Origin of the sequence: Saccharopolyspora shandongensis, assembly GCF_900106995.1 — a bacterium.
GTDB classification, from domain to species: Bacteria; Actinomycetota; Actinomycetes; order Mycobacteriales; family Pseudonocardiaceae; genus Saccharopolyspora; species Saccharopolyspora shandongensis.
In genome coordinates this window covers 245733-271934 of record NZ_FNOK01000002.1, presented here as the reverse complement: position 1 = coordinate 271934, position 26202 = coordinate 245733, and the positions used below count along the sequence as shown (strand labels likewise).

Here is a 26202-nt window from a genome sequence, read left to right as displayed (position 1 = left end):
CTCGGCGAACACACCAACAGGACGGCGATGACTTTCTCCCTGGAACTGAGCGAGGAACAGCAGGAGCTGCGCGACTGGGTGCACGGCTTCGCCGAGCAGACCCTCCGGCCGGCCGCGCGGGAATGGGACGAGCGCGAGGAAACCCCCTGGCCGATCATCCGGGAGGCCGCCAAGATCGGGCTCTACGGCTTCGAAACGCTGGCCACGTTCTGGGCCGACGACACCGGCCTGTCGCTGCCGATCGCCAACGAGGAGCTGTTCTGGGGCGACGGCGGCATCGGCATGGCGATCTTCGGCACCACCCTCGCGGTCGCCGGGATCTTCGCCACGGGCACGCCCGACCAGCTCGCCGAGTGGGTGCCGCAGTGCTACGGCGACGCGGACGACCCGAAGGTCGCGGCGTTCTGCTCGTCGGAGCCCGGAGCCGGTTCCGACGTCGCGGCGATGCGCACCCGCGCGGTCTACGACGAGGCGACCGACGAGTGGGTGCTCAACGGCCAGAAGGCGTGGGCCACCAACGGCGGGATCGCGAACGTGCACGTAGTGCAGGCGGTCGTCGACCCGGAGCTGGGCTCCCGCGGCCAGGCCGCGTTCGTGGTGCCGCCGGGCACCAAGGGCCTGGAGGCGCCGAGCAAGATCCGCAAGCACGGGCTGCGCGCCTCGCACACCGCCGACGTGTTCCTGGACGACGTGCGGGTGCCCGGCAGCTGCCTGCTGGGCGGCAAGGAGAAGCTGGACGAGCGGCTGGCCCGCGCCCGCGAGGGCGGCAAGGCCGGCTCGCAGGCGGCGATGAAGACCTTCGAGCTGTCCCGCCCGACCGTCGGCGCGCAGGCCATCGGCATCGCGCGGGCGGCCTACGAGACCGCCCTGGAGTACGCGCAGCAGCGGGAGACCTTCGGGCGGCCCATCATCGAGAACCAGTCGATCGCGTTCACGCTGGCCGACATGCGGATGGAGATCGACGCGGCGCGGCTGCTGGTGTGGCGGGCGGCATGGCTGGGCCGCAACGGCGGGTTCACCGCGGGCGAGGGCTCGATGTCGAAGCTCAAGGCGGGCCGGGTGGCCACCTGGGCGACGGAGCGGGCGATCCAGATCCTCGGCGGCAACGGCTACACCCGGGAGTTCCCGGTGGAGCGGATGCACCGCGACGCCAAGATCTACGACATCTTCGAGGGCACCGAGCAGATCCAGCAGCTGGTGGTGGCCCGCGCCATCTCCGGGCGACACATCGCCTGAGCCGACCGGGCCGTCGCGGATTCCCGCGGCGGCCCGCTTCCGGTAGATCGCCGAAAGCCGCTCCGCCGACCGTCCGGCGGTGACAGCATCGCCGCATGTTCGAACAGTTCCTCGACGCCTACCGGCTCACCGCCACCGACGGCGGGCAGGAAGTCCTCGACTCCGTCCACCCCGTCCTCGCACCGCTGTTCTCGCAGCTCGGCGGCAGCACCTTCGACGACGGGCTGTACCGGGTGCACACCCCGGCCAGCGCGGCGGTCATCGACGGCTTCGTCGTGGACGCGTTCCCCGAGCTGGACGGGCGGGTGGCCTGCTTCGGCTTCGACTGGCTCGGCCAGCAGTGGGCCATCGACACCGGGTCCGGGTCGCCCGGCGACCCGCACGTGCTGCTGATCAACCCCAACACCGCCGAGGTGAGCCCGTTCCCCATCGCCTTCTCCCGGTTCCACGACGAGGTGTTCGTCGACATCAAGGACCTCGGCGAGCGGCATCTCGGCGAGTGGGCGGCGGAGTATCCGGGGCAGCTCCCGCTGGCCTTCGACGAGTGCGTCGGGAACAGGATCCCGATCTTCGCCGGCGGGGCGGACTCGTTCGAGAACATGAGCAAGCAGGACGTTCGGGTGCTCTGGGGCACCCACAGCCAGATCCTCGCCCAGCTCCGCTAGAGCGTCCGACCGGCTCTGTTGGCCATGGTTTGCCCGGATTGCGGAGTGGCGATCGCCACGGTGCGGAATTGCACAAAGTGAACGCAGGTTGAACCAGGGCGGTGCACCATTTTGTGGGCCCGTGCATCGGCGCCAAGCGGCGGGTGCACCATGGGACTGGTCCGAATGGATGAATGTCGGCGGCGGTGGAGTCACCATCCGCCTCGGCGCGCGTCACACCGGCGTGGGACGGGCACCTTGCGGTGCCCGGCTGCGCCGGGCGAGCTGCTCCGCAGGGAGGGCTCGGAACGAGACGCGGTGGACGACGTCGCGCGCGGCGGCCCGGCCACAGCTTCGAGAGTGAACGGGAGGGCGAAGCGGTGAAGAAGACCACCCCTGACCTGGAGACACCGATCTTCCGGGAACTGAACAGCGAGCTCGGCGAGCTGCCCGAGATCGACGTCCACGACTTCGACAAGCACGCGTTCGACTTCCTCCGCGAGTACGACGAGCAGAAGTCGTCGGCGGACGAGTCCGCGGAGGCGGCCGAGCCGGTGGCGGCGTCGGCGAGTGGTGGATCCCGGCGCGGCGGACGACGCCGCAAGGGCGACTGACCCGTACCCGGTTTTGACGCGAACGGCCTGTTCGCCTCGTTCGGCGAGGTGACCAGGCCGTTCGCGCCTTCCTGCGCGGTGTCGGTGCCGCCTGCCACGATGGCGCGCATGACGTCGTGGCAGGAATTCGCGGAACAAGCGCCTGAACTGGCGGAAAGCGTCCGGGCGCGGTTGGAGGCGGCCAAGCACCACGTGCTGGCCACGTTGCGCCGGGACGGTTCGCCGCGGGTCAGCGGCACGGAGGTCGGCTGGCGCGGCCCGGACCTCACGATGGGCTCGATGCCCGGCGCCAGGAAGGCGCTGGACCTGCGGCGGGATCCGCGGTTCGCGCTGCACACCAACCCCGACGACGGTTCGATGGCGGCGCCGGACGCGAAGATCGCCGGCCGGGCGGTCGAGGTGACCGGCGACGAGCTGCGGGCGTGGGTCGAGGAGGCCAAGCCGCCGAGCGAGGACTCGCACCTCTTCCGCCTGGACCTCACCGAGGTGACCACCACCGGCCTCGCCGACGACCACACCCACCTGGTCATCCGGCACTGGACGCCGGCCGAAGGCCTCCGCACCTTCAAGCGCACGTGAGAAAGCGCCTTCCACCGGTGTTGCCGGCGGAAGGCGCCTCCTCGCTGCCGATCAGTACGTGATGGCGATGCCGGGGTCGGACAGCAGCGCTCCGACGTCCGCCAGGAACTGGGAGCCCTGCTGGCCGTCGACCACCCGGTGGTCGAAGCTCAGCGCCAGCTGGCAGACCTTCCGGGGCACCACCTGGCCGTCCACCACCCACGGCATGTCGCGGATCGCGCCGAGCGCGAGGATCGCCGACTCGCCCGGGTTGAGGATCGGCGTCCCGGTGTCGACGCCGAACACGCCGACGTTGGTGATGGTGATCGTGCCGCCCACCATCTCCGCCGGGGTCGTCTTGCCCTCCCGCGCGGTCGTGGCGAGCCGCTCCAGCGCCTCCGCCAGCTCCTTCAGGGACATCCGGTCGGCGTCGCGGACCTTGGGCACCACCAGGCCGCGCGGCGTGGCCGCCGCGATGCCCAGGTGCACGTAGTCCTTGTAGACGATCTCGCCGGCCGCGCCGTCCCAGGTGGCGTTGACGTCCGGGGTCCGGCGGGCCGCGAGGCACACGGCCTTCGCCGCGAACGCCAGCGGCGTGATCTTGACGCCGCGGAACTCCGGGTGCGACTTCAGGCGTTCCCGCAGCTCCATCATCGGCGTGACGTCGATGGTGAGGAACTCGGTGACGTGCGGGGCGGTGAACGCGCTGTCCACCATCGCCTGCGCGGTCGCCTTGCGGACGCCCTTGATCGGCACCCGCCGCTCCCGCCCGGGGGCCTCTGCCGCCGCGGGCAGCCCGACGGCCGTGCCGCCCGCGGCGGACTGCACGTCCTCGCGGGTGATCACGCCACCGGACCCGGACCCGCTGAGCGCGGTCAGGTCCACGCCGAGGTCCTTGGCCAGCTTGCGCACCGGCGGCTTCGCCAGCGGCACGTAGCCGCCCTGCTGCGCCACCGGCTCCACCGCGACCGGTTCCGGCACCGGAACCTCCACGACCTGCGCGGCCACGGGCACCCGGCCCTTGCGCGGGCGGCGCTTGGCGCTCGCCGTCCGCGGGCCGTAGCCGACCAGCGTGGCGATGCGGCCGTTGGACTCCTCGCCGATCTTGCCGGACCCCTCGGCGGGGGCGGCTCCACCGGCCGAGCCTTCGAGGTCGATCGCGATGATCGGCGACCCGACCTCGACGGTCTGCCCGGGCTCGACGAGCAGCTCGCGGACCGTTCCGGCCCACGGGCAGGGCAGCTCGACGGACGCCTTGGCCGTCTCGATCTCGACGATCACCTGGTTGACGGTGACGGCGTCACCGGGCCGGACGCGCCAGCCGAGGATTTCCGCTTCGGTCAGCCCCTCGCCGACGTCGGGCAGCGGGAAGTGCTTCAGTGCCATCGAACGACTCCTTCAGAGCCTGTTGGCGAACTCGGTCTTGATTTTGTCTTTGAAGCGGCGAAGCCGCTTGGCCCGCTCTCGCAGCTCGCACCGCCGCGGGTTCACGGTGCCCACCCCTCCGGGGTTCTCCCAGCGAGGACAGCCCCGACGTGGTGAATAGGTCATTCATGAGGTCGGGGATCCCACAGCGAGAAGGCGACAGCAACTCCCGCAGGGGGGCGCCACCCGCACCGCCACGCAGAACGAGTCCGGAGACAGGCCTGTCAGTACGCCAGCGAGCGGTCGACTGCGTCGAGTACCCGGTCCAGGTCGGGCAGGTAGCCCTCCTCCAGCTTGCTGGGCGGGTACGGCGTGTCGAAGCCCGTCGCGCGCAGCACCGGGGCCTCCAGCGAGTAGAAGCACTCCTGCTGCACCCTCGTGGCGATCTCCGAGGTGACCGATGCCTCCGCCGGGGCCTCGCTGACCAGCACCAGCCGGCCGGTGCGGCGCACCGACTCGAACACCGGGTCCAGGTCCAGCGGCGACAGCGTGCGCAGGTCGATGACCTCCAGCTCCAGCCCGTCCTCCGCCGCCGCGGCCGCCGCGTCGAGGCAGGTGCGGACCATCGGCCCGTACGCCGCCACGGTCACCGCCGAACCGGCGCGCACCACGCGCGAGTTGAACAGCGGGATCGGCGGCGCGCTCGGGTCGAGCTCGGCCTTCTCGTAGTAGCGGCGCTTCGGCTCGAAGAACAGCACCGGGTCGTCGCACTCGATGGCCTGCTGCAGCATCCAGTAGGCGTCCACCGGGTTCGAGCAGGACACCACCTTCAGGCCGCCGATGTGTGCGAACAGCGATTCCGGCGACTCCGAGTGGTGCTCGACGGCGCCGATGCCGCCGCCGAAGGGCACCCGCACCACGACCGGCATCTTCAGCTTGCCCTGGCTGCGGAAGTGCAGCTTGGCCAGCTGGGAGACGATCTGGTCGAAGCCGGGGAAGATGAAGCCGTCGAACTGGATCTCGCACACCGGGCGGTAGCCGCGGATGGCCAGCCCGATGGCGGCGCCGATGATGCCGGACTCGGCCAGCGGCGTGTCCAGCACGCGGTGCTCGCCGAAGTCCTTCTGCAGGCCGTCGGTGATCCGGAAGACGCCGCCGAGCTTGCCGACGTCCTCGCCCATCACCAGGACCTTCGGGTCGCGTTCCAGCGACGCGCGCAGGCCCATGTTCAGCGCCTTGGCGATCGTGACGGTCTGGGTCCCAGCCGTGGCGGTCGGGCGTTCCAACGCGGGCGCGGCCATCAGCGCACACCTCCTGCCATCGCCTCGTCGGCGAATCCGGCCAGGTACTGGAGGTAGTCCTCGCGCTGGGCGGCCAGCTGCGGGGTCTCCTCGGCGTAGACCTCGGAGAACATCCGTTCCGGTGGTGGTTCGGGCATGTTGAAGCAGAAGTCGCGCAGCCGGGCGGCGAGCTCGTCGGCCTCGGCGTCGATGCCGTCGAAGAAGCCCTGGTCGGCGATCTGCTCGCGGACCAAGTGCACGCGCAGCCGTTCGATCGGGTCCTTGAGCTTCCAGGCCTCGTGCTCGTCGGCCAGCCGGTACCGGGTCGGGTCGTCGGAGGTGGTGTGCGCGTCCATCCGGTAGGTGAACGCCTCGATCAGCACCGGGCCGTTGCCCTGGCGGCACTCGTCCAGCGCCCACTTGCTGACCGCGAGGCTGGCCAGCACATCGTTGCCGTCCACCCGGATGCCGGGGAAGCCGTACCCGCTGGCGCGCCGGTAGAGCGGCACGCGGGTCTGGCGCTCCAGCGGCTCGGAGATCGCCCACTGGTTGTTCTGGCAGAAGAAGACCACCGGCGCGTCGTAGACGGCCGACCACACCATCGCCTCGTGCACGTCACCCTGGCTGGTGGCGCCGTCACCGAAGAAGACCATGGTGGCCTCGCCGTCGGGCTCGCCGACCTTGCCGTCGAAGCGCTGGCCCATCGCGTAGCCGGTGGCGTTCAGGCACTGGTTGCCGATGACGATCGTGTACAGGTGGAACCGGGTGTCGACCGGGTCCCAGCTGCCGTGGTCGGTGCCGCGGAAGATGCCCAGCAGGTCGGTCGGATCGATGCCGCGGCACCAGGCGACGCCGTGCTCGCGGTAGCTGGGGAAGGCCATGTCCTGCGGCTGCAACGCCCGGCCGGCCCCGATCTGGGCGGCTTCCTGGCCGAGCAACGGCACCCAGATGCCCAGTTGGCCCTGCCGCTGCAGGGCGTTGCCCTCCCGGTCGGCGCGGCGCACCAGCACCATGTCCCGGTACAGGTCGCGCAACTGCGCGTCGGAGACGTCGATGTCGAAGTCCGGGTGCTCGACCCGCTGACCTTCTGGGGTGAGTAGCTGAACCAGGTCAGCTCCACCTTCGCTCGTGGCGCGCAAACCGGCGATCACCTGCTCCCGTGTGGGTTTCGCTGCGACAGCGGCAGGGGGGCCGGTGGTGCCTTCGGTCTCGGGTCGCGTCCATTGCTCGGGGGACATGCGTGATCTCCTCGTGTCGCGCCGGCCCACCCGCTTGTGGCGGTGTGGCCCGACAGCCCCGGCCGAAACCGCAGGTGATCTGGTGGATCGCCCGGCGTTCCGGTCGGAGCGGTTGGATCGCTCCCCGTCATCCTGGCACGAAACCGGCCCTTTTCGTGAGCCCTGCCACAGGGATTCGGCACGACCGCGGCCCGGTCTGCGTCCTCCCGTGTGATCACCGTAGTTCGCCGTCGAAAAAGGCAAAACCGCAGGTCATCGAAGTAATGGAGGTCCGACTAATGCTTTGTGGACCATCGCGGTACCGATATTGCGAAGCCGGTGTCTCTGGCGGCAAAAATAGGACAAACTGGACCCGTGGCCGAGTTCCCCAACCCGTTCGCGCTACCCGACGAGTTCGTCCTGCTGCTCCACAAGGACAACGGCACGTACTTCGTCAGCGCGAACCCGAACACGGCGACCGCCGCAGCCGAGATCGGCGAGCTGGTCCTGCGGGACCGCGTCGAGCTGACCGGCACGGCGGTGCGCCTGGTCGACTCCGGTGCCAGCGGACTGCCGTGGATGGACCGGCTGTTCGAGGACTTCCTGCAACGAGCGGGGCGGCCGGACCGGCCGATCGACCTGAGCTGGTGGCTGGCGGGGCGCACCGGCACGTTCGCGACGCACCGCCAGGTGCTGGTCGAGCACGGAATCCTGCGCCGCGAGCGGCGGAAGTTCCTGGGCGTGCTGCCGGACGACCGCTACCACCCGGATCGCGGTGTTCGCGGGGCGCTGCTCGCCGAGCTGCACGAGCTGGCCGCCGGCCTGCGGCCGGTCGACGAGCGGTTGGCGCTGCTCAGCGCGCTTACCTACCGCAGCGGACTGGTCTACCTGCTCGACTTCGACCGCGCGCAGCGGAACCGGCTGAAGTCGATCGCCGAGACGGAGGACCTGGGCGACGCCGTCGGCGCGGCGGTCGCGGCGGCGCTGGTGGCCATCACGGCGGTCCCGGCGATCATCGCCGTGGCGGGCGGCTGAACCCCGCCGGACGCAGAGAACACTTCCCATGGCCGAACCGCTGGCGATGCGGTTCCTGGCGGCGATGGGCCGCGTCCAGTCGGTCCGATTCCGCCGCGTCTGCCGCGATTCGCTGGGAGACTGGGCGGCATGACCACGCTGACCCTGCCCGAAGAGTTCGTGCTGCTGCTCCAGAAGGACAACGGCTCGTACCACTCGATGTCCGACTACGCCGGCGCGGCGGAACTCGGCGAGCTCGTGCTGCAGCAGCGGATCGAATTCGTCCAGAAGAAGATCCAGGTGCTCGACGCGAGCCCGAGCGGCGTCGGCTGGCTCGACGACTGCATGGCATACCTGGTGAAGAAGGCGGGGCCGGCGAACAAGCCGGTGGCCGCGCAAAGCTTCATCCAGCGCCGCAAGAACGCGCGCAAGGTGCACTGCGCGGCCCTCGCGGAGCGCGGCCTGATGCGCCACGAGGAGAAGTCGGCGCTGTTCATCCCGTACGCCAAGTACTTCCCCGACCCCGGGACGCGGCAGGCGCTGATCGCCGAACTGCGCGCGGTCGCCCGCGACGAGATCGCGCTGGACAACCGCCGGGCGCTGCTCGCGGCGATGGTGCACGCGACCAACCTGGTGCGAACGCTCGGGCTGGAGCGCGCGGAGCGCAAGCGGCTGAAGGAGATCAGCAAGGGCGAGCAGCTCGGCAAGGCCGTGGAAGCCGCGGTCGCGGCCGCGACCGCGGCGATCAGCGCCGGAGCCATCGCGGCCACCACCTCCGCGGCCGTGGGAAGCGGCAGCTGAAGGAGCGATCATGGCACGGATCCTGCCCGAGGAATTGACGCTGATCGGCCGCACGCCCGCGGGCACGAGTACGGCTCGTCGACCAGGCTCGCCGTCGCCGCGGGTGTGATCGGCGAGCTCGCCCTGCACCGCCGCATCATGATCGACCGCGGCTACGTCTTCGTCACCGATCCGACCCCGATGGCGCACCCGTTCCTGGACCACTTGCTCGGCAAGCTGATCCAGCGGCCATCGGCGATCTCGCTGACCAACTGCCTGCGGGACCAGGCGCTGCTGTACGAATCGTGGCTGCAGCACCTCGTGCGGGCCGGGCTACTCCGGCCCGAAGCGGCCGGCCACCCGTCGGGTGGCACGCGATACGTGCCGGACCCGGAGGTCCGCGATCCGGCGCTCACCCGACTCCGGTACCTGCTGAACGGCTGGGCGGAGCAGGATCCGCGCACCATCGCGCTCGCCGGGATCGTGCACGGCAGCGGGCTCGGCGACGACCTGATCCCGTTCCCTGCGGACCGGGCGGCGCTGGCCGTGTTCGGGCAGCAAGACCCGATCGGTCAGGCGATCATGGCGATCCACACCGAAGACCGGCGGTCCGCCGATGCCGAGGCGGGCACGTTCCTCGTCGTCCTGTCGCTGCTTGCCGCACCGGGGGGCTGCTGAGCAGTTCCGGCCATCCACGACGACCAGGTGGGAGCGGGCATAGGATCGCGGTGTGGATCGTGCAGCCGTAGCGAAGACCGTTGACCAGGCGTGGGACGAATCCGTCCTGCCGAGCCTCTCCGAGCTGGTGAAGATCCCGGCGATCTCGCCCTCCTTCGACTCCGAGTGGGTCGCCTCCGGGCATCTCGACGCCGCCATCGAGCACCTGCGGGCGTGGATCGCGGCGCGGGACATCGCGGGCGCGAACATCGAGGTCGTGCGGCTGCCGGAACGCACCCCGCTGCTCCTGGTGGACATCCCGGCCAGCGAGGGCGCGCCCGACGAGACGGTGCTGCTCTACGGCCACCTCGACAAGCAGCCGCCGGTCGGCGGCTGGTCCGAGGGCCTCGGGCCGTGGACGCCGGTGGTCCGCGACGGCCAGCTGTACGGCCGCGGCTCCGCCGACGACGGCTACGCCGGGTACGCGGCGATCACCGCCATCGAGGCGGTCCGCGCGCACGGCGGCGCGCACGCGCGCTGCGTGGTGCTGCTGGAGACCGGCGAGGAGTCCGGCAGCCCCGACCTGCCCGCCTACCTGGACCACCTGTCCGACCGGCTCGGCGCCGTGTCGCTGGTGGTGTGCCTGGACTCCGGCGCGGGCGACTACGACCGGCTGTGGCTGACGAACTCGCTGCGCGGCATGGTGCAGCTCGAGGTCAAGGTGCAGGTGCTCGACAGCGGCCTGCACTCCGGCATCGCCAGCGGCATCGCGCCCAGCTCGTTCCGGGTGCTGCGGGAGCTGCTGGACCGGCTGGAGGACTCCGCGACCGGCGAGATCCTGGTGCCCGAGCTGACCGTGCAGATCCCGGAGAACCGGGTCGCCGAGGTGCGCGCCGCGATCGAGGCCGTGCCCGGCCTGGTGCGCAACGTCGTGCCGTGGCCGGAGGGGCTGCGCCCGGTCGACGAGGACGAGGTCGAGCTCGCCCTGAACAGCACCTGGCGGCCGACGCTCTCGGTGATCGGCGCCGACGGGCTGCCGAAGCCCGCGGACGCGGGCAACGTGCTGCGGCCCTACACGACGGTGCTGCTGAGCTTCCGGCTGCCGCCGACCGCCGACCCGGAGGCCGCGATCCGCGCGGTCCAGGAGCGGCTGACCACCGACGTGCCCTACGGCGCGAAGGTGACCTTCGGGCACGCCGAGACCGGGCTGGGCTGGAACGCGCCCGACCTCGCGCCGTGGCTGGCGGCGGTGCTGGACCAGGCGAGCGACGAGGTGTTCGGCGCGGGCTGGCGGACGATGGGCCTCGGCGGCTCGATCCCGTTCATGGGCCTGCTGCACAACGCCTACCCGGACGCCCAGTTCGTGGTGACCGGCGCGCTCGGCCCGGACAGCAACGCGCACGTGCCGGACGAGTCGCTGCACCTGGCCTTCGCGGCCAAGGTCACCTCGGCCATCGCCTACGTCCTCGACGCCCACGCCCGCCGCTGACCGAAATCTCGCGTCGGCGGATGCGGACGACTTTCGAGGGGACGGGCGTGGCGGTTCGGGAGCTTTCGGGCGTTACCAAGCGCCATGGGGCCCGGTCAGTGCTTCGGGGCGTTGACCTCGACGTGCCGGCCGGTGCGGCCGTGGGCATCTTGGGCGCCAACGGGTCCGGGAAGTCGACGCTGCTGCGCATCCTGGCCGGGATCTCGCGGCCGTCCGGCGGCACCGTCAGCGGACGCCCGCGCATCGGGTACGTGCCGGACCGGTTTCCCGCTCGGCAGCGGATGAGCGCCCGCGCCTACCTCCGCCACCTGGGCCGGATCGGCGGACTGTCCACTGTGGATGCCACGGCTCGGGCCGACGGCTGGCTCGACCGCTTCGCGCTCGCCGGCGGCCCGGACACCCCGCTACGCGACCTGTCGAAGGGCAACGCGCAGAAGGTCGGGATCGCGCAGGCGCTGCTGTGCGATCCCGAGCTCCTGGTGCTGGACGAACCGTGGTCGGGCCTGGATCCGGACTCGCGCGGCGTGCTCACCGAGGTGATCGGCGAGGTCGCGGCGGCGGGCACGGCCGTCGTGTTCACCGACCATCGCCCGGAAGCGGTGCGGGCGCTGGCCACCCGCTCGCACCGGCTCGCCGACGGGCGCCTCGAACCGCTCGAAGCCGAGGTCGAGACTTGCCGGATCGTGTTGTGCGACGGCGAATCCGTCGACTGGGCGGCGCAGCCCGGCGTGCAGGCGGTGCGGCCGGGCCATCTGGACGTGACGCTGGTGGTGACCGTGGAAGCTCGGGAATCCTTGCTGCTCAAGGCGATCCAGCAGGGTTGCGCGGTGCTCTCGGTGGCCTCGCGGTGATCCCGCTGATCCGCTACCAGCTGGCCATCCTCGGCCACTCGCAGCGCTACCTGCCGCCGGTGCTGCTCTACATCGGGTTGCTGGCCGTTTTCTACAGCAACAACGACGGCCCGGCGCTGCCCGGTTTCGCGGTGACCGCGGCGGGATTGCTGGTCGTGGCGGGCTGGTTGACGATCGCGCTGGTCGACGTGGAGGACGTCGTGCAGCGCACGGTCACCCGCGCACACGCCGGATCGATGGCCCGGATGCTGGTCGGCGTCGTGCTGGCGGTGCTGTGCTGCTCGATCGGGCTCGCGGTGCTTTCCGTTGCCTGGGCGGAGATCTCGCACGGGCTCGACCACCCGCCGGGCGATCTCGGCATCGGCGTGCTGGCGCACGTCGCGTGCGCCGCGTTCGGCATCGCCGTGGCCCTGCCGTGCTCCGGACTGGTCGTCCGCCGCATCGGGTACACGGTGATCGCGGCGGCGGCGCTGTTCGCGATCACCTTGCTGGCGAAGTGGATTCCGCTGGCGTTCCCACTGCTGCTGGCGCTGAGCGCGGACGCGACGAGCGCCGCGCTGCTCGTGCGGTCCGCGCTCGTCGCCGCCTTCGGCCTGGCCGCCAGCACGCTGCTGGTCACGGCCTGGTGCGTCCGCCGCGCCTAGCGGCGGTACCGCCGATTTCGCGGCAGGGTCAGCGCTTCGGGATCAGGACCCAGAGCACGATGTAGATCACGAACTGCGGGCCGGGCAGCAGGCAGGACAGCAGGAACAGCAGGCGGACGGTGAACGGCTTCATCCCGAACCGGTCGGCCAGACCGGCGCACACCCCCGCGATCATCGCCTTGTCGCTCGGCCGGGACAGTGCCATGCGGTACGTCGTCATGCCTCAATGCTCGCCGAGGCGGTGCCGCGATACGTCAGGGAACGACCCCGAGATCCCCCTGAACCGGATCCGACCGCAGGCTGACGCCCCGTCCGCCCGCAGTCCTACGCCGGAAGCGCCGGTGCCCGCCCGGCGGGGGACCCGGGCGGGCACCTCTCTTTCGGCGGGTCGATCAGCAGCGGGCGTGGTAGGTGCGGTCCGCCAGGACCTGCCGCCCGGAGGTCACCACGACCTCGGTCGCCTTCTCGTTGGTCAGCGGGACCTGCGCCGAGACCAGGCCGCCGCGACCGACCGTCCCGACGGCGCGCGGCTCGCCGTCGACGGTCACCTCGAACGGCACGTACCCGTCCGCAGCGCCGCGGATCTCGTAGCGGACCAGCGGCGACGCGCTCAGGTCACCGGGGAAGAACGCGCTCAACCACGGGAACGTCGCGGTGAGCGGCGACAGGTCATGGCAGGTCGCTTCGCCCAGGCGGACTTCCAGCACACCCGGCGACGTCTCGGCCGACGCGGGCGCGGCGGGCGCGGCGGGCGCGGCCAGCACGGCCGCCGCGGTGAGCACCAGGGTGCGGGATCGTCGGCCGACCATCGGCGAAGCACCTCCATCAGGGGCGGAAGATCACCGCCTCGACGCTAAAGCGCGCGTCCCCGGTCCGGGCCGATCCTTACCCCAGCGGGCGACACCGGGTAACACGAATCGGTCTCGTGTGCCGTCCAGGAAGCCGCCGCACGGGTCGTCGATCGCGCCCGGCTCGCGCCCGCCCCGCATCGCGAGCGCCGCGCGGATCTTGTCCCGCTCCGGCCGCACGATCTCCTGGACGACCAGCACGCACAGCGCGACGACCATCGCGTCGCGGATCACCACCGCGCCCAGGAACCAGCCCTCCGGCAGGCCCTTGTTGCCGGTGCCGAGGTAGTAGTACATCCGCGGCGCCCACACCGCGGCGTCGACGATCATCCAGGTCAGCAGCAGCCGCCAGCGCGGAATGGCCAGCACCGCCAACGGCACCAGCCAGAGCGAGTACTGCGGGCTCCACACCTTGTTGGTCAGCAGGAACGCCGCGACCACCAGGAAGCACAGCTGCGCCAGCCGCGGCCGGGTCGGCGCGGCCAGCGCCAGCCACCCGACGCCGAGGCAGGCGACGAGGAACAGGGCGAGACTGACCGCGTTCAGCACCGTCGGCGTGGCACCGTCCCGCAGCGGGCCGTCGAAACCCGCCCAGCCGGTGAAGTACATCAGCACGTTGTACAGCGAGTCCGGATCTGCCGGGCGTTCGTTGTTGAGCCGGAAGAACTCCCGCCAACCCTCCGGGTAGAGCACGAGCACCGGCACGTTGACCACCAGCCAGGCCAGCGCGGCGGCCAGCACCGAGCGCAGCGCGTCCGCCGTCTTCCCGGCGCGCCAGGCCAGCACCAGCAGCGGGCCGAGGAAGAACAGCGGGTAGAGCTTCGCCGCGCCGCCGAGCCCGATCAGCACCCCTGCGAGCACCGGCCTGCGCCGCGCCCACGCGAGCAGGCCGGCGGTGCCGAAAGCCGTGGCCAGGGCGTCGAAATTGGTGAAGACGTGCACGAAGACCAGCGGCGACACGGCGGCCAGCGCGGCGTCCCAGACCCGCCGGCGGGACAGCAGCACCAGCGCCCAGATCGTCACCAACCAGGCCGCGGCCAGCCAGAACGCCGAGATGTTGAAGTACAGCACGCTGGTCAGGCCGGCCGGCAGCCAGCCGAAGCCCGCCAGGGTCGCCCAACCGTCCGCGGCCCGCGCGTTGACCCACTGGAACAACCCGGTCAGCACCGGGTACTCCATGTACCGGACCTTCTCCTGCGGCGTGCCGGCGTTCTCCAGCCAGGCCGTCTTGTACGGGAACGCGTCGTCCGGCGCGAGATCGCCCATGCCGTAGCGCGGGATGATGTCGGTGTAGCACATGGCGGTGTACTGCTTGCTGTTCCGCCAGTCCAGCTGCGGCCCGTTGCCGGTGTCGTAGGTGACCTGGCAGGGCGCCTTGAACAGCCAGGACGCGGCCAGCACCAGCACCGCGAAGAACAAGATCACCCGCAGCGGCGTCCAGAACCACTGGCGCCCGACCTGCGCGTGCCGCCCGAGGCGGCCGCCGAAGGGCCGGCTGAGCTTCTGCGCCATCGGCTCGGTCCAGGTCGGCGCGACGCGATCAGCGGGGTCGAGGGAATCGCTGTCCACCGCCGAACTCGCGCGCCCGCCGGGGGTCGGCGTCGGTTCGGTGCTGCCGGGCTCGTTCGAGGTGGACACGCCCGGATGCTACTTGGGGCCGGACGAAGCGGAGGGGCACCCGCCGTCTCGCGGGTGCCCCTCCGGGTGTGCTGCGTCCTATCCGTTCGGCTTCGTCCTGGTCGGTGCGACGTTCGGCGGTCCGTCGCCGGAATTACCGCCGCCACCGCTGTCGTTGCAGTTCGGGTCGAGCCAACTGCAGTGGCCGGGCCGCTCCTTGCTGGTGGTCGGCTCGTCCGGCTCGCTGGTCTCGGTCTGCGGCGAGGTCGGCGGCTGCGACGTCGTCGGCGGCGGCTCCGTGGTCGGCGGCGGAGGCGGCGGGACGTCCGCGAACTGCCCGATCGAGTCGCCCTTCGGGAACTCCTCGACCTTCTTGCCCTGCAGGTAGGAATCCATGAACTTCTTCCACACCTTGGCGGGCCAGCTGCCGCCGTAGAAGCTCGCGCCGGTCGAGTCGGCCAGCGGTTGCGGGCCGCCGTCGTCGTTCTGAATCGCCACCGCGGTGGAGATCTGCGGCACCGCGCCGATCATCCAGGCGTTCTTGTTCTTCGTGGTGTTCAGCCACTGGTGGGTACCGGTCTTGGACACCACGGGCCGGTTGCCGGCCAGCGGGACCTTCGAGTGCTCGGCGACCTCCAGCATCGACTGCGAGACGTTGTAGGCGATGTCCTTGCTCTCCGACGCGCTGCCGTAGGCGGGCTCAGGCTCCGGGATCTTGAGGTCGAACGCACCGGTCTCGGGGCTGATGGCCTCCTTCACGAAGTGCGCCGGAACCTTGTTGCCGCCGTTGACGAACGAGCCGTACGCGGCCGCCATGTCCTGCGGGAGCACCCGGTACATGCCCAGCGCGATACCGGCCTCGACGGCCCCGCCGGGGCTTTCCAGCTTCGTCGACTCCGGAATGCCCGCCTGGTAAGCGGCGTCGGCCACCTTCTTCGGCCCGAAATCGGCCGCCATGTTGACGAACACGGTGTTGACGGACTTGGTCATCGCCTCGCGGATACCGCAGTGCGTCGGGTCGTCGCAGCGGACGCCGGGCGCGTTGTCGAACTTGTGCCCGGCGATCGTCTGGGGGCCGCTGCCGTCGTAGTACTCGCCGATGCCCTTGCCGCTCTCCAGGCCGGCGATCACCGCGAACGGCTTGAACGACGAGCCCGGTTCCTGGATCGTGCTGGCCCAGTCCAGGTCGCCGTTCTGCTTCTTGGACCCGTAGTACGCCCGGACCTCACCGTTCTCCGGGTCGACCGCGACCAGCGAGGTGCGGAGCGTCTCCGGCTGGGAACCCATCACGTCCTGCACGGCCTGCTCGGCCTTCTGCTGCGCGCCCGGATCGATGGTCGTCTTGATCACGTAGCCGCCGCGGGACAGCTCGCTCTCGCTCAGACCCTTGGGCTCCAGCTCGGCCAAGATGGCCTTGTAGATGGCGTCCTGCTCCGGCGTCAACCTGCTGTTGGTCTTCCACTCCAACCGCGGCAGGGTCTGCGGCATCTTCATGGACGCCTTCTCCGCCGAGGTGATGAAGCCGTTCTCCGCCATCTGCCCGACGACGTAGTCCCAGCGCTTCTCGGCCTTCTCCGGGTTCAGGCCCGGGTCGTTGCTGTTCTTGCCGTAGGGCGTCTGCACCACGCCGGCGAGCACGGCGGCCTCGGCCGCGTTGAGCTCGCTCGGCTTCTTGCCGAAGTAGGCCCGCGCCGCGGCCGTGATGCCGTTCGCACCGCGGCCGTAGTCGGCCGTGTTCATGTAGGCGAGCATGATGTTGTCTTTGCTCTGGTTGTTCGTCAGCTTGAACGCCAGGACGACCTCTTTGATCTTGCGGACGTAGGTCGGGTCCTTCTTGAGGTCCTGGTCCAGCTTGAGGAACTGCTGGGTGATCGTGGAGCCACCACCGACGCCGGAACCGGTCGCCAGGTAGTAGACCGACCGCACGATGCCGTTGAAGTCGAAGCCGGGGTTGGTGCGGAAGCTGGCGTCCTCGGCCGCCATGGTGGCGTTCTGCATCGCCACCGAGACCTCGCTGATGTCGTGCACGACCTCCGCCGAGCCGTCCGGCTCGATGCGCCCCATCGGCGAACCGTCCGCGTACTTCAGCTCGATCGGCCGGGTCTTGCTCATCACCGCAGCCTCGCTCGGCGGATCCCAGGCGATGTAGCCGTAGATGAACACCGCGGTCGGCACCAGGACGGCTAAGGCCGCGGCGACGTAGCAGGACCGGCGGACACGCTGCCAGAGCCGACTGCGCTTCGCTTGGCGGGCGCTCATTTCGTCGTCCGGGTCGGGGATGTCGTCCGGGCCGGCGTGGAAGTCGTCATCCCGGTACCGGTCGTCGAGATCGCGGCCGCGATCATCGAAGTCGTCGCCATTCCGATCATCCCCGTCGTGCCCGCCGTACGGGTCGTCGCCGTAGTCGTCGGCGTAGTAGTTGTAGTTCCCCTGCTCCTGGTGCGTGAGCAGCTGCGGCTCGGGGGCTACGCCCCCGCCGCCACCGGCACCGCCCTTCGGCCCACCGGCGGCTCCCGCCGCCGCGCCTGCGGCGCCCATGGCGGCTCCACCGGCCGCGCCTCCGGCTCCGGCCGCGCCCGCACCGGCCGCGCCTCCGGCTCCGGCCGCGCCCGCACCGGCGGCGCCTGCCATCCCGGCGCCTGCGGCCGCCCCGGCGATCCCGCCTGCGGCGGCTCCCGCCGCGGCAGCACCACCGGCCCGGCGTCGATCGCTGTCGCGATCGTCCGCCGGGGTCTGCGGGATGTTCTGCGTCGGCTGCTCGCCTGGCGGCTGCGGCGGCCGCCCTGGCGGCGGTCCCGGCGGGGGCGGCGGTGGGCCTTGCCGACCCTGCTGCGCGCCTGGCGGCGGCGGTGGCGGCCCCTGCCGTCCGGCGTTCGGCGGCACCTGGGTGTACGTGGTCGGCAGGTCGAGCTTGCGCCCGCCGTCGTCGTCGGGTTCGCGGGAGTCCCCGCTGAGCCGCTTGCCCAGCGGCGAGTCGTCATCGTCGTCATCGTCGAACGACGGCGTCCACGCGCCGGTCTGCTCCTGCGGCGGCTCCGCTTCCGGCCACTTCATGGGCTGGCCGGGCGGCGGCACCGGGGCGTGCTGCTGCGTTTCCTCCGAGCTGCGGTCCGCACCCGGCCGCCGGTTGCCCGGCGGGTTCGGCGGCGCCGACCGCGGGCCGGGGCCGCCTGATCGCGGCTCGTCACCCGGCCATGCCGGGGCACCCGCACCTGGCGGGCCCGGCGGCGGGCCGGGTGCCGGGCGCTGCGGGGGGCGTGCCTGGTCACCGGGGCGCGGAGGCCCAGGTGGCGGGGGTGGCGTGCCTCGACCGTCGGGGTGCGGATGCCGTGAGTGGCGCCCTCGAGTGGGGTCGTCACGCTCGTCGTTCACGAGTGGGCCTCCAGGACAGGCGTCGTCGGACGCCGTGTGATGCGTTCACGTCGGGGTTGCGCCGCACCGGGCGCGCGATCGCGTTCGGGGTCACGACCGCTGTCACTCCGCTGCAGTCTTGCGCCGGGACCGGCTGTTGTTCAACCCATCAGTCCCGAGGACGTACGACTGCACGAGGTGGTTCCAGTTACATGTGCGGCATACCTCTACGACGTAGACGTTGAACTCCTCGAACATGGCCGCCATCCGGTCGAGCTCCTCGGGGGCCCGCGCCGTTCCGGACGCGTGCTTGAGGGCGTCGCCGAAGACCCAGGACACCAGGGTCAACGGTTCCTTCCGGCACACCGGGCAGGTCACCCCGCTCGGCTCACCATGGAATTTCGCCGCCCGCAGCAGGTACGGGTCGGCGTCGCAGACCTCCATCACCCCGACGCGGCCAGCGTGGACCTGCGCGAGCAGCGCTCGGCGCTGCAACGCGTAGTCGACCACTTGCCGTTGGGTCCGCACGCCCACAGAGTACGTGTCGACGACGGCTGCTCCATGCGCCGTTCAGGGCAGGCCGGGCCCCCGGCCGCCACCAGCGGTGACGACTACCACGTCTAGGGCCGCTCGATTGTGTTTTCCGATATATCGGCGCGATACACTCCCAAGGGTGGCCTGCCTCGCCGCGATCTGTGGGTGTGCGGGGCCGCCCTGGAATCCGGCGCTGCGATTGGGCGGCAATCGGGCGCTGAACGCGGGCGGAGGAGGTGCAGATGCTTGAACTCGCCGTGCTCGGACTGCTCCACGAAGCCCCGATGCACGGCTATGAGCTGCGGAAGCGGTTGCACGACACGCTCGGCGCCTTCCGCGCACTGTCCTGCGGGACTTTGTACCCGACGTTACGCAGGCTGCTCCGCGCCGGGTTGATCGAGGAAGAAACCGACGCACCCGGCTCGCGCGGGTGGGGTCGGCGGACGCGCCGCGTGTATCGCATCACAGCCGCCGGGCAGGACCGGTTCGCCGAGCTGGTCGGCGACTGCGGGCCGCAGGCTTGCGACGACAACGCCTTCGGCGTGCACATGGTGTTCTTCTCCCGCACGCCGGCCGAGGTCCGGATGCGGATCTTGGAAGGGCGTCGGCGCCGCGTCGAGGAACGCCGCGACGACCTGCGCAGCGCACTGGCGGACGCCGGGGACCGGTTGGACCGTTATACCCGCGAGCTGCACCGACTCCGGCTGGACCACAGCGAGCACGAGGTCCGCTGGCTCGACGAAATCATCCAACAGGAACGCGCCGAGCAGGCTGCTGCGGCGCCAGGCCGACCCAACGTCGGCGAGCAAGAACTGCAAGGACACGACAGATGAGCAAGAAGGAGGGCCCTGCCATGGGCGGAGATCGTCGAGCGGTGCGGGTGGCGATCGCGGGCGTCGGGAACTGCGCGGCGTCGCTGGTGCAGGGCGTTCACTACTACGCCGACGCCGAGCCCGGGACCCGGGTACCGGGCCTGATGCACGTCACCTTCGGCGACTACCACGTGCGCGACGTGAAGTTCGTCGCCGCCTTCGACGTGGACGCGAAGAAGGTCGGCCGCGACCTGTCCGAGGCGATCGTCGCCAGCGAGAACAACACCATCAAGATCGCCGACGTGCCGCCGCTGGGCGTCACGGTGCAGCGCGGCCACACCTACGACGGTCTCGGCCGCTTCTACCGGGAGACCATCGAGGAGTCCGACGAGCGGCCGGTCGACGTGGTGCAGGCGCTCAAGGACGCCGAGGTCGACGTCCTGGTGTCCTACCTGCCGGTGGGCTCCGAGGCGGCGGACAAGTTCTACGCGCAGTGCGCGCTGGACGCCGGCGTGGCCTTCGTCAACGCGCTGCCGGTGTTCATCGCCTCCGACCCGGAGTGGGCGCAGAAGTTCACCGACGCGGGCGTGCCGATCGTCGGCGACGACATCAAGTCGCAGGTCGGGGCCACCATCACGCACCGGGTGCTGGCCAAGCTGTTCGAGGACCGCGGCGTGCACCTGGACCGCACGATGCAGCTGAACGTCGGCGGCAACATGGACTTCCTGAACATGAAGGAACTGGAGCGGCTGGAGTCGAAGAAGACCTCCAAGACGCAGTCGGTGACCTCGCAGGTGGACCGCGACCTCGGCAAGCGCAACGTGCACATCGGACCGTCGGACTACGTGCCGTGGCTGGACGACCGCAAGTGGGCCTACATCCGGCTGGAGGGCCGCGCGTTCGGCGACGTGCCGCTGAACCTGGAGTACAAGCTGGAGGTGTGGGACTCGCCGAACTCGGCGGGGATCATCATCGACGCGGTCCGGGCCGCCAAGATCGCCAAGGACCGGGGCATCGGCGGACCGATCCTGTCCGCGTCGTCGTACTTCATGAAGTCGCCGCCGGAGCAGTACTCCGACTCCGCCGCCTACCAGGCGGTCGAGGACTTCATCGCAGGCAAGCTGGAGCACTGACCACTCGCCGCAATTTCAATGAGGTTTTTCCAACCTCGTTTTGCGTGGCGGTGCCGGTAGCGGAACCTCAGCGTCCGCCTGGCTGTGGGTGCCCTGACTTATGTATGTCCAATACACGGCGTCAGGGCCGTCCTCGCCGGAGGAACCCCAGAGGGGTGGGCTCCGTGAACCCGCGGCGGTGCCAGTTGCGAGGGTGGGCCTGAAAGCGCCTGACGGCGCTTGGCGACCGCACGCACGCAGGCGCAGGTCAGACACCGCAGCTGCGGTACCCGACCAGGATGAAAAACCCTCAATTGAAACTGCGGTCACCACCAGCGGTCGAGGACGTGCGCCACGCCGAACCCCTGTGGACAACTTCGGCCGCCTGTGGACAACCCGCGCAATTTCGATGGAAACCGAAGGTCCGATTTCCATCGAAGTTGCGGAGACCCGGACGGCGGAGACCGGGCATGAGGGCATGAGGAGGGGGCACCCGCTTCGCGCGGGTGCCCCCTGTTTCTTGCTCGGGGCCTGCTCAAGACCCACGCGGTACCTCCTTTCCTAGTGTTGGAGCTGTTGTTCGGCCCGGGCGAGAACCGCGTGCACCGACGCTTGGCCGTCGGTGGTCACCCAGCTCACCCGCAACCCGGGACGAACTCGCTTCCGGCCGATGCGCACCGGCCAGCCCGCCGCCGCCCGCGCCTGCGCGGCGATCTCCTCGCCGGTGCCGCTCGGGTGCTCCGCGACCACCGCGAACTCGTCGCCGCCGTAGCGGGCGACGGTGTGCTCGTCGCTGAGGCCCTCCCGGAGCCGCCCGGCCAGCGTGGTCAGCAGGTCGTCGCCGCGGTCGAAGCCGTACTCGGCGTTGAAGTCGGCCAGCTGCTGCACGTCGATGAGCACCAGCGTGGACAGCGTTCCTCGGCTGCGCGCACGGACCAGCGACTGCTCCAGCCGGTCCAGCAGGAGGACGCGGGCGGGCAGGCCGGTCAGCGGGTCCAGCAGACCGCGGCTGTGCGGGACGTCGGTGTGCACGGGCTGCAGCAATACCAGCACCCGGCGGCGGCCCTGCACCTGCACCGCGTGGTAGTCCGCCCAGATGCGGCTCAGCGGTTGGCCGCTGCGGGCGATCACCATCGGGATGGACAGCGGCGAACCGGCGCGCAGCACCTGGCCGGCCAGCTCGGCCCAGTCGGGCATCGGGGCGCCAGTGTCGTCGCGCACTTGCCAGCCGGCCGGCCGGGCGCCGGTGAGCAGGTCGGCCTTGGCCAGCTTCATCAGCTCGGCGGCGACGTCGTTGGTGGCCAGCACCTGGCCACGGTCGTCGGTCAGCAGCACGCCGAGATTCAGTCCGCTGATGAGTTCGTCCCAAACCGGCGCCAACTGGCCTGGTGCGGTCACCTCGAGGACACTCATTCGGCCCCCTCCTCCCCACCAAACGGAGCAGTCTGTCTGAGCCTCCCCTCAGTGCAGGGCGAAATTCAAGGCCTCAGTGACCACCCGTATTGATGGTATTCACGCTGCGCATATGACTGTGCGTTAGTTGTTCACACACCGTTTCCGCCCAGGTCACCTCGGCGGCCGGGACTTCGTGATTCGAGCAGGTGAAACATCGACAGGTGGCATTGCGCTCAAAACGCCCCGCGCCACCCCATCGGCAGATCGAATCCCTACGCTGGTCGGGGTGCCGACAGGCGAGAGGATGGTGCATGCCGGTGCACGGGACCGCGGGTCTACCGCCGCTGCGGGAGCGGTTGCGCGACCACCGATCTCTGCTGACCGTGATCGCGGTCGCGGAGCTGGTCGCGGTGATGGTGGTCTCCACCGTCAACACGCACGACCACATCGACGGCGAGGTGTACCGGCTCGGCGCGAAGGCGCTGCTGGCCGGGCGCGACCTCTACAACGGCCTGCCGGCCACCGAATCCGGACTGGAGCTGCCGTTCATCTACCCGCCGTTCGCGGCGATCGTGTTCGCGCCGTTGGCGCTGATCCCGAAAGCCGGCTCGACCGCGGTGATCATGCTGGTCAGCCACCTCGCGCTGATCGCGACGCTGTACGTGGTGCTCAGCGCGTCGACGTTCCTGCGCGCGCACCGGGACAAGGTGCTGCTGGTGACGGCGGCGGCGCTGCCGCTGGCCACGATCAGCGAGCCGGTGCTGGAGACGATCACCTACGCGCAGATCAACATCGTGCTGATGGCGCTGGTCGCGATCGACTGCCTGTGGCGGACCGACGGCGCGAAGAAGCTGCCGTACCCGCGCGGCCTGCTGATCGGCCTGGCCGCCGGGATCAAGCTGACGCCGCTGGTGTTCCTGCTGCTGCCGCTGCTGCGCCGGGACGTCCGGATGATCGTGGTCTCGCTGCTGACCTTCCTGGGCACCGCGCTGCTGGGCTTCGCGCTGACCTTCGACAACGCCCGGCGGTTCTGGCTGCAGGAGATGCTGGCCAGCAGCAACGTGTCCTTCGGGCCGAAGTTCACCGGTGACGCGTCGACCTACGCGGGCAACCAGTCGCTGCGCTCGCTGCTGAGCAAGATGTCCACGCAGAGCCTGACCGTGGTGTTCGGGCTGCTCGCGCTCCTCGCACTGGTGCTGGCCGTGGCGGGGATGGTGCACGCGGTCCGGCAGCGGGACCTGCCGACGGCGGTGACGATCAACGCCATCTTCGGGCTGCTGGTGTCGCCGATCTCCTGGTCGCACCACTGGGTCTGGGCGATCCCCGGGCTGGTGCTGCTGATCGGCGCGGCTTACGTCCGGCGGAACTGGGGGCTGCTGCTGGCGACCGCCATGACGGCCGGGTTCTTCATGATGGGCCCGCACTGGAAGATGCCCCAGGGCGACGGCCTGGAGCTGACCTGGAACTTCTTGCAGCAGCTGATCGGCAACGCCTACGTCTACTTCGGACTGGCGTTCCTGCTCTACAACGCGGTGCTGTGGTGGCGGTCCCGGCGCACGGTGATCGACCCGGGCGAAGCAGCCCCGGAAACCCCCCGAACCGCTCCGGTGCCGTAGTTCCCAGGCATGAAAAAACCGGGGCGAGCGTGATGCTCGCCCCGGTTTTTCGCGTTCGGATCAGATCCGGTTGAACACGACCGTGTCCGCGTTCTCCAGGGAGCGCAGCGCGCCGTCCGAGGTCAAGCCCGGCGTCGGGAGCGTGTGGCCCTGCACCGCCGTGATGTCCGGGACGCCGCCGTCGAGCACCGGCAGCGCCATGCCGCCGGTCCGCGGTGCGGGCACCGGCCGGAACGGGTTCCGGGTGACGACCTCCTCCGGGGGCACCGCCGCGGCCAGCGCATCCAGCACTGTGACCGCGACGTCGGAGCGCAGCGGCGCGGCGGTGAACGCCGGCTCGTCGCTGCGCGCCGCGGTGCCGTCCAGCGCGGCGGAGATCCGGCTGACCTGCGGCACCGAGGTCTGGCCGCCGCTGAACGCGTTGAGCTCGCCCAGCACCGGCAGCGGCGCCGTCACGCCGGGGGACTCGCTGCGCTGCGTGGTGCCCGGCGTCCGGGACACGCTGACCAGGGGGATTCCGGTGAGGTCCGGGATCTCGTTGGCCTTCACCTGGTGTTCGCCCGGCACCTCCAGCGGCACGAGGTCGGCGCGCGGCGCCGGCTCGGCGGCGACCGCGGACAGCGCCCCGGCCAGCACCTCGTGCGGCACGGTGCGCAGGTCGCTGCGCAGCCCGGGCAGCTCCGCGGTGGTGAGATCCACCTGGTCCGGCGTCACCAGGCCGCCCTGGCCGCCGACCAGCGCGTCCTCCCAGAGGTCGACGATGCCGCCGGCCGGGGCGCTGAAGCCGTCGAAGTAGACCAGGTCGTCGTGCGGGATCATGAGGTCTGCAGGGACATCCAGGAGCGCACCCGTTGGAAATGCACCCTCGTCGAGGGTGTTGGCACCTCCCTGGATGACGGCACCGATGGGACCAGCCCAGCTCAGCGAGCGGTGGAAGCCCTCGGCGGGCGTGACCGGGCGTTCGCCGTCGAAGGGCGACAGGCCGGGCACGAGGTCCAGCGGTCGGGCTTCGGCGGGGTCGGCGACCCAGCCGGCCAGGTGCAGCGGGGCGGTCTGCGCCGGGATGTGCCAGTCGCGCAGCGCCGGCATCTCCCGGGTCAGCTCGTTCTCGACGGCCGGCAGCAGGTCGTGCACCGGGTCGATGGTGCCCGCGATCGCGGTGACCGGGTGGCTGGTCCGCGACTCCACCAGCGGTGCGTTGTACCGCGTGCCGGAGCTCTCGGGGAACAGCTCACCCGCGAAGCACCGATCGGCAGGCACCGCATCGTCTCCGAGCTCGTCGAGTACTGGCGGGAGCATCGATTCGCCCAGTGGCGGGGTCGGACGCTCCGGGCAGGCCTGGCTGGCGGACGCGACCCCCGTGCCGACGGCCAACATCCCACCGGTGACCAGCGCGGCTTGCACTCCGCGCTTCGCCCAAGTCTGCATGAATTTCTCCTTCACAAGGTTTCCCCGTGCGGGGGAGCAAAATCAACTGCGGGCGCCACACCGTCATCGGAACTTGATCATCTGGAGACGGCGGGCATCGGAAATGTGGATCCGGGTTGCGCGCGGCGGATTTCCTTTCGGCGGCAACGAGATCCGTCGCCTGCGCCGCGCGGCGGCCTAGTCGGGGGTGGTGCCCGGCTGCGGTTCGGGCGCGCTGCTCAGCGTGCTGGCGAAGTCGCGGGTCGACGCCCCGGCGAAGACGGGGGTGCGAGCCGGTTCGGCCGGGTAGCAGCCGACCGCGGCGGTGTTGTGCTGCTGCCCGTCGCCGGTACCGCCGCAGCCGGGCGCGCCGGGCAGCGTGGGCAGGGCGAAAGGCCTTGGCCAGCCCTGGTTTCCGGGCGCCTCAGCGGGTTCCGGCCCGCGCGGCCCGGTGACCGTCTCCGCCTGCTCCGACGACCGCTGGTGCTCGACCAGCTGCGCCGACTGCGGGACGGCGGGCGCCGCGCCCGGCGCCGGTACGGCCTGCGGAAGCGGCGAGGGTGGTGAAAAACCCTGCTGCGGGGTGGTTTCCCCGGTCAGCAGCGAGCCGCCTAGCCCGCCCAGTCCATTGTCGACGGACGTGGACAGCGCGCCCGCCTGGGCTTCGGTGACCGACAGCGCATCGCCCGCGGTGTGCCGGACGCCGTCGGCGGACTCCTGCAGCACGCCGGTCACCGGCTTCGCCGCGTCGAGCAACCGCTCCGCCGGCTCGGACCGGACCAGCTCGACCGGGTTCAGGCGGCCCAGCGAGAACGCCGCCGGGCCGGACCGTTCGGTGGTCGCACCTTCCGCCGGCGCGGCCGGTGGGTTCGCGGATTCCGGCGGCGCGGCCGATTCGTCGGCGGGCGCGGCCGGGGCGACGTTCGCGGCGTCCGCCGGGAGCCCGGTGCCGATGAGCCAAGCCGCGGAGGTTCCGGCGGCCGTCGCGCCCACCACCACCAGGGCACGGGTCAGCAGCCGCCACGGTCGGGCGGCTCCCGTCGTGCGGTCGCGGCGGGACATCTCGGTGCCAGAACCTCCTCGGCTTCGGGCGACTCCCCGTTGGACTCTGCCTCCTCGCCGCCGCGCACTCTTTCACCACAACTGCCACTTCCGTAAGCG

General features: G+C 70.8%; 24 protein-coding genes. 13 read left to right on the top strand and 11 right to left on the bottom strand.

Annotation, left to right across the window (positions count from 1 at the left end; genetic code table 11):
* The first annotated feature begins 27 nt into the window (after positions 1 to 27).
* The 4 genes from BLW84_RS02990 to BLW84_RS02975 all read left to right on the top strand — a co-directional run bounded on the left by BLW84_RS02990 (position 28) and on the right by BLW84_RS02975 (position 3073).
* Entirely contained in the window at positions 28 to 1236 is a 1209-nt protein-coding gene (locus BLW84_RS02990; RefSeq protein ID WP_093261133.1) for an acyl-CoA dehydrogenase family protein, read from the top strand.
* 95 nt (positions 1237 to 1331) lie between these two features.
* The gene (locus BLW84_RS02985) at positions 1332 to 1901 is read left to right on the top strand and encodes a hypothetical protein (protein WP_093260943.1); all 570 of its coding nucleotides are present in this window, start codon (positions 1332 to 1334) and stop codon (positions 1899 to 1901) included.
* 359 nt (positions 1902 to 2260) lie between these two features.
* The gene (locus BLW84_RS02980; RefSeq protein ID WP_093260941.1) at positions 2261 to 2494 is read left to right on the top strand and encodes a hypothetical protein; all 234 of its coding nucleotides are present in this window, start codon (positions 2261 to 2263) and stop codon (positions 2492 to 2494) included.
* A 108-nt stretch (positions 2495 to 2602) separates the two neighbouring features.
* Positions 2603 to 3073 (top strand): pyridoxamine 5'-phosphate oxidase family protein, encoded by a 471-nt coding sequence (locus BLW84_RS02975; protein ID WP_093260939.1) that lies wholly within the window; start codon positions 2603 to 2605, stop codon positions 3071 to 3073.
* Positions 3074 to 3124: 51 nt separating this feature from the next.
* Here the strand turns inward: BLW84_RS02975 and BLW84_RS02970 are convergent, their stop codons facing one another.
* The 3 genes from BLW84_RS02970 to pdhA all read right to left on the bottom strand — a co-directional run bounded on the left by BLW84_RS02970 (position 3125) and on the right by pdhA (position 6935).
* Complete coding sequence (locus BLW84_RS02970) at positions 3125 to 4438, bottom strand: dihydrolipoamide acetyltransferase family protein (RefSeq protein ID WP_093260937.1); 1314 nt, start codon at positions 4436 to 4438, stop codon at positions 3125 to 3127.
* A 263-nt stretch (positions 4439 to 4701) separates the two neighbouring features.
* Complete coding sequence (locus tag BLW84_RS02965; RefSeq protein WP_093260935.1) at positions 4702 to 5718, bottom strand: alpha-ketoacid dehydrogenase subunit beta; 1017 nt, start codon at positions 5716 to 5718, stop codon at positions 4702 to 4704.
* Positions 5718 to 6935: a pyruvate dehydrogenase (acetyl-transferring) E1 component subunit alpha gene (gene pdhA, locus BLW84_RS02960; RefSeq protein ID WP_093260933.1), complete on the bottom strand. Its 1218-nt coding sequence runs from the start codon at positions 6933 to 6935 to the stop codon at positions 5718 to 5720. Before pdhA ends, BLW84_RS02965 begins: the two co-directional genes overlap by 1 nt.
* Positions 6936 to 7289: 354 nt before the next feature.
* Between pdhA and BLW84_RS02955 the strand changes: the two genes are divergently transcribed.
* From BLW84_RS02955 to BLW84_RS02930, 6 genes are all read left to right on the top strand, one after another.
* On the top strand, positions 7290 to 7949 hold the full coding sequence (locus BLW84_RS02955; RefSeq protein WP_177226242.1) for a GOLPH3/VPS74 family protein: 660 nt from the start codon (positions 7290 to 7292) through the stop codon (positions 7947 to 7949).
* A 129-nt stretch (positions 7950 to 8078) separates the two neighbouring features.
* Entirely contained in the window at positions 8079 to 8729 is a 651-nt protein-coding gene (locus BLW84_RS02950) for a GOLPH3/VPS74 family protein (protein ID WP_093260929.1), read from the top strand.
* Between the two features lie 105 nt (positions 8730 to 8834).
* Positions 8835 to 9386 carry a GOLPH3/VPS74 family protein gene (locus BLW84_RS02945; protein ID WP_177226241.1) on the top strand — a complete coding sequence of 184 codons (552 nt, stop codon included), beginning with the start codon at positions 8835 to 8837 and terminating at the stop codon, positions 9384 to 9386.
* A gap of 52 nt (positions 9387 to 9438) precedes the next feature.
* On the top strand, positions 9439 to 10854 hold the full coding sequence (locus tag BLW84_RS02940; protein WP_093260925.1) for a M20/M25/M40 family metallo-hydrolase: 1416 nt from the start codon (positions 9439 to 9441) through the stop codon (positions 10852 to 10854).
* A 20-nt stretch (positions 10855 to 10874) separates the two neighbouring features.
* Positions 10875 to 11705, top strand: coding sequence for an ABC transporter ATP-binding protein (locus tag BLW84_RS02935; protein WP_093260923.1), 831 nt, complete (start codon positions 10875 to 10877; stop codon positions 11703 to 11705).
* A complete protein-coding gene (locus BLW84_RS02930; protein WP_093261131.1) occupies positions 11702 to 12349 on the top strand; it encodes a hypothetical protein in 648 nt (215 codons plus the stop codon). Before BLW84_RS02935 ends, BLW84_RS02930 begins: the two co-directional genes overlap by 4 nt.
* 28 nt (positions 12350 to 12377) lie before the next feature.
* Here BLW84_RS02930 and BLW84_RS02925 read toward each other — a convergent pair whose 3' ends face one another.
* The 5 genes from BLW84_RS02925 to BLW84_RS02905 form a co-directional block, all read right to left on the bottom strand.
* Positions 12378 to 12569, bottom strand: a complete 192-nt coding sequence (locus tag BLW84_RS02925; RefSeq protein ID WP_245760890.1) for a PspC domain-containing protein — start codon at positions 12567 to 12569, stop codon at positions 12378 to 12380.
* Between the two features lie 172 nt (positions 12570 to 12741).
* Complete coding sequence (locus tag BLW84_RS02920; RefSeq protein ID WP_093260921.1) at positions 12742 to 13158, bottom strand: hypothetical protein; 417 nt, start codon at positions 13156 to 13158, stop codon at positions 12742 to 12744.
* Positions 13159 to 13188: 30 nt separating this feature from the next.
* Complete coding sequence (locus BLW84_RS02915) at positions 13189 to 14835, bottom strand: glycosyltransferase family 87 protein (RefSeq protein WP_245760889.1); 1647 nt, start codon at positions 14833 to 14835, stop codon at positions 13189 to 13191.
* 78 nt (positions 14836 to 14913) lie between these two features.
* The gene (locus tag BLW84_RS02910) at positions 14914 to 17868 is read right to left on the bottom strand and encodes a transglycosylase domain-containing protein (RefSeq protein ID WP_143060846.1); all 2955 of its coding nucleotides are present in this window, start codon (positions 17866 to 17868) and stop codon (positions 14914 to 14916) included.
* 420 nt (positions 17869 to 18288) lie between these two features.
* Positions 18289 to 18693 (bottom strand): DUF5318 domain-containing protein, encoded by a 405-nt coding sequence (locus tag BLW84_RS02905; RefSeq protein ID WP_207954109.1) that lies wholly within the window; start codon positions 18691 to 18693, stop codon positions 18289 to 18291.
* 248 nt (positions 18694 to 18941) lie between these two features.
* Here BLW84_RS02905 and BLW84_RS02900 point away from each other — a divergent pair, with 248 nt between their 5' ends.
* Positions 18942 to 19532, top strand: a complete 591-nt coding sequence (locus tag BLW84_RS02900; RefSeq protein ID WP_093260915.1) for a PadR family transcriptional regulator — start codon at positions 18942 to 18944, stop codon at positions 19530 to 19532.
* Positions 19533 to 19552: 20 nt separating this feature from the next.
* Positions 19553 to 20644 carry an inositol-3-phosphate synthase gene (locus tag BLW84_RS02895; RefSeq protein WP_093260913.1) on the top strand — a complete coding sequence of 364 codons (1092 nt, stop codon included), beginning with the start codon at positions 19553 to 19555 and terminating at the stop codon, positions 20642 to 20644.
* Between the two features lie 540 nt (positions 20645 to 21184).
* Here BLW84_RS02895 and BLW84_RS02890 read toward each other — a convergent pair.
* Entirely contained in the window at positions 21185 to 22036 is an 852-nt protein-coding gene (locus BLW84_RS02890; RefSeq protein WP_093260911.1) for a GGDEF domain-containing protein, read from the bottom strand.
* Positions 22037 to 22329: 293 nt separating this feature from the next.
* Between BLW84_RS02890 and BLW84_RS02885 the strand changes: the two genes are divergently transcribed.
* Positions 22330 to 23634 carry a glycosyltransferase 87 family protein gene (locus BLW84_RS02885; protein WP_093260909.1) on the top strand — a complete coding sequence of 435 codons (1305 nt, stop codon included), beginning with the start codon at positions 22330 to 22332 and terminating at the stop codon, positions 23632 to 23634.
* Between the two features lie 60 nt (positions 23635 to 23694).
* Here the strand turns inward: BLW84_RS02885 and BLW84_RS02880 are convergent, their stop codons facing one another.
* Positions 23695 to 25062: a hypothetical protein gene (locus tag BLW84_RS02880; protein WP_093261125.1), complete on the bottom strand. Its 1368-nt coding sequence runs from the start codon at positions 25060 to 25062 to the stop codon at positions 23695 to 23697.
* 177 nt (positions 25063 to 25239) lie between these two features.
* Positions 25240 to 26103, bottom strand: coding sequence for a hypothetical protein (locus BLW84_RS02875; protein WP_093260907.1), 864 nt, complete (start codon positions 26101 to 26103; stop codon positions 25240 to 25242).
* Positions 26104 to 26202 lie beyond the last annotated feature (99 nt).

What these genes read in the sequence shown, in the direction of transcription:
- BLW84_RS02895 (WP_093260913.1), top strand. Translation starts at nt 19,553, where the DNA reads ATGGGCGGAGATCGTCGAGCGGTGCGGGTGGCGATCGCGGGCGTCGGG.
- BLW84_RS02920 (WP_093260921.1), bottom strand. Translation starts at nt 13,158, where the DNA reads ATGGTCGGCCGACGATCCCGCACCCTGGTGCTCACCGCGGCGGCCGTG.
- pdhA (WP_093260933.1), bottom strand. Translation starts at nt 6,935, where the DNA reads ATGTCCCCCGAGCAATGGACGCGACCCGAGACCGAAGGCACCACCGGC.
- BLW84_RS02975 (WP_093260939.1), top strand. Translation starts at nt 2,603, where the DNA reads ATGACGTCGTGGCAGGAATTCGCGGAACAAGCGCCTGAACTGGCGGAA.
- BLW84_RS02875 (WP_093260907.1), bottom strand. Translation starts at nt 26,103, where the DNA reads ATGTCCCGCCGCGACCGCACGACGGGAGCCGCCCGACCGTGGCGGCTG.
- BLW84_RS02990 (WP_093261133.1), top strand. Translation starts at nt 28, where the DNA reads ATGACTTTCTCCCTGGAACTGAGCGAGGAACAGCAGGAGCTGCGCGAC.
- BLW84_RS02925 (WP_245760890.1), bottom strand. Translation starts at nt 12,569, where the DNA reads ATGACGACGTACCGCATGGCACTGTCCCGGCCGAGCGACAAGGCGATG.
- BLW84_RS02950 (WP_093260929.1), top strand. Translation starts at nt 8,079, where the DNA reads ATGACCACGCTGACCCTGCCCGAAGAGTTCGTGCTGCTGCTCCAGAAG.
- BLW84_RS02935 (WP_093260923.1), top strand. Translation starts at nt 10,875, where the DNA reads ATGCGGACGACTTTCGAGGGGACGGGCGTGGCGGTTCGGGAGCTTTCG.
- BLW84_RS02965 (WP_093260935.1), bottom strand. Translation starts at nt 5,718, where the DNA reads ATGGCCGCGCCCGCGTTGGAACGCCCGACCGCCACGGCTGGGACCCAG.
- BLW84_RS02910 (WP_143060846.1), bottom strand. Translation starts at nt 17,868, where the DNA reads ATGAAGTGGCCGGAAGCGGAGCCGCCGCAGGAGCAGACCGGCGCGTGG.
- BLW84_RS02880 (WP_093261125.1), bottom strand. Translation starts at nt 25,062, where the DNA reads ATGCAGACTTGGGCGAAGCGCGGAGTGCAAGCCGCGCTGGTCACCGGT.
- BLW84_RS02890 (WP_093260911.1), bottom strand. Translation starts at nt 22,036, where the DNA reads ATGAGTGTCCTCGAGGTGACCGCACCAGGCCAGTTGGCGCCGGTTTGG.
- BLW84_RS02885 (WP_093260909.1), top strand. Translation starts at nt 22,330, where the DNA reads ATGCCGGTGCACGGGACCGCGGGTCTACCGCCGCTGCGGGAGCGGTTG.
- BLW84_RS02900 (WP_093260915.1), top strand. Translation starts at nt 18,942, where the DNA reads ATGCTTGAACTCGCCGTGCTCGGACTGCTCCACGAAGCCCCGATGCAC.
- BLW84_RS02985 (WP_093260943.1), top strand. Translation starts at nt 1,332, where the DNA reads ATGTTCGAACAGTTCCTCGACGCCTACCGGCTCACCGCCACCGACGGC.
- BLW84_RS02970 (WP_093260937.1), bottom strand. Translation starts at nt 4,438, where the DNA reads ATGGCACTGAAGCACTTCCCGCTGCCCGACGTCGGCGAGGGGCTGACC.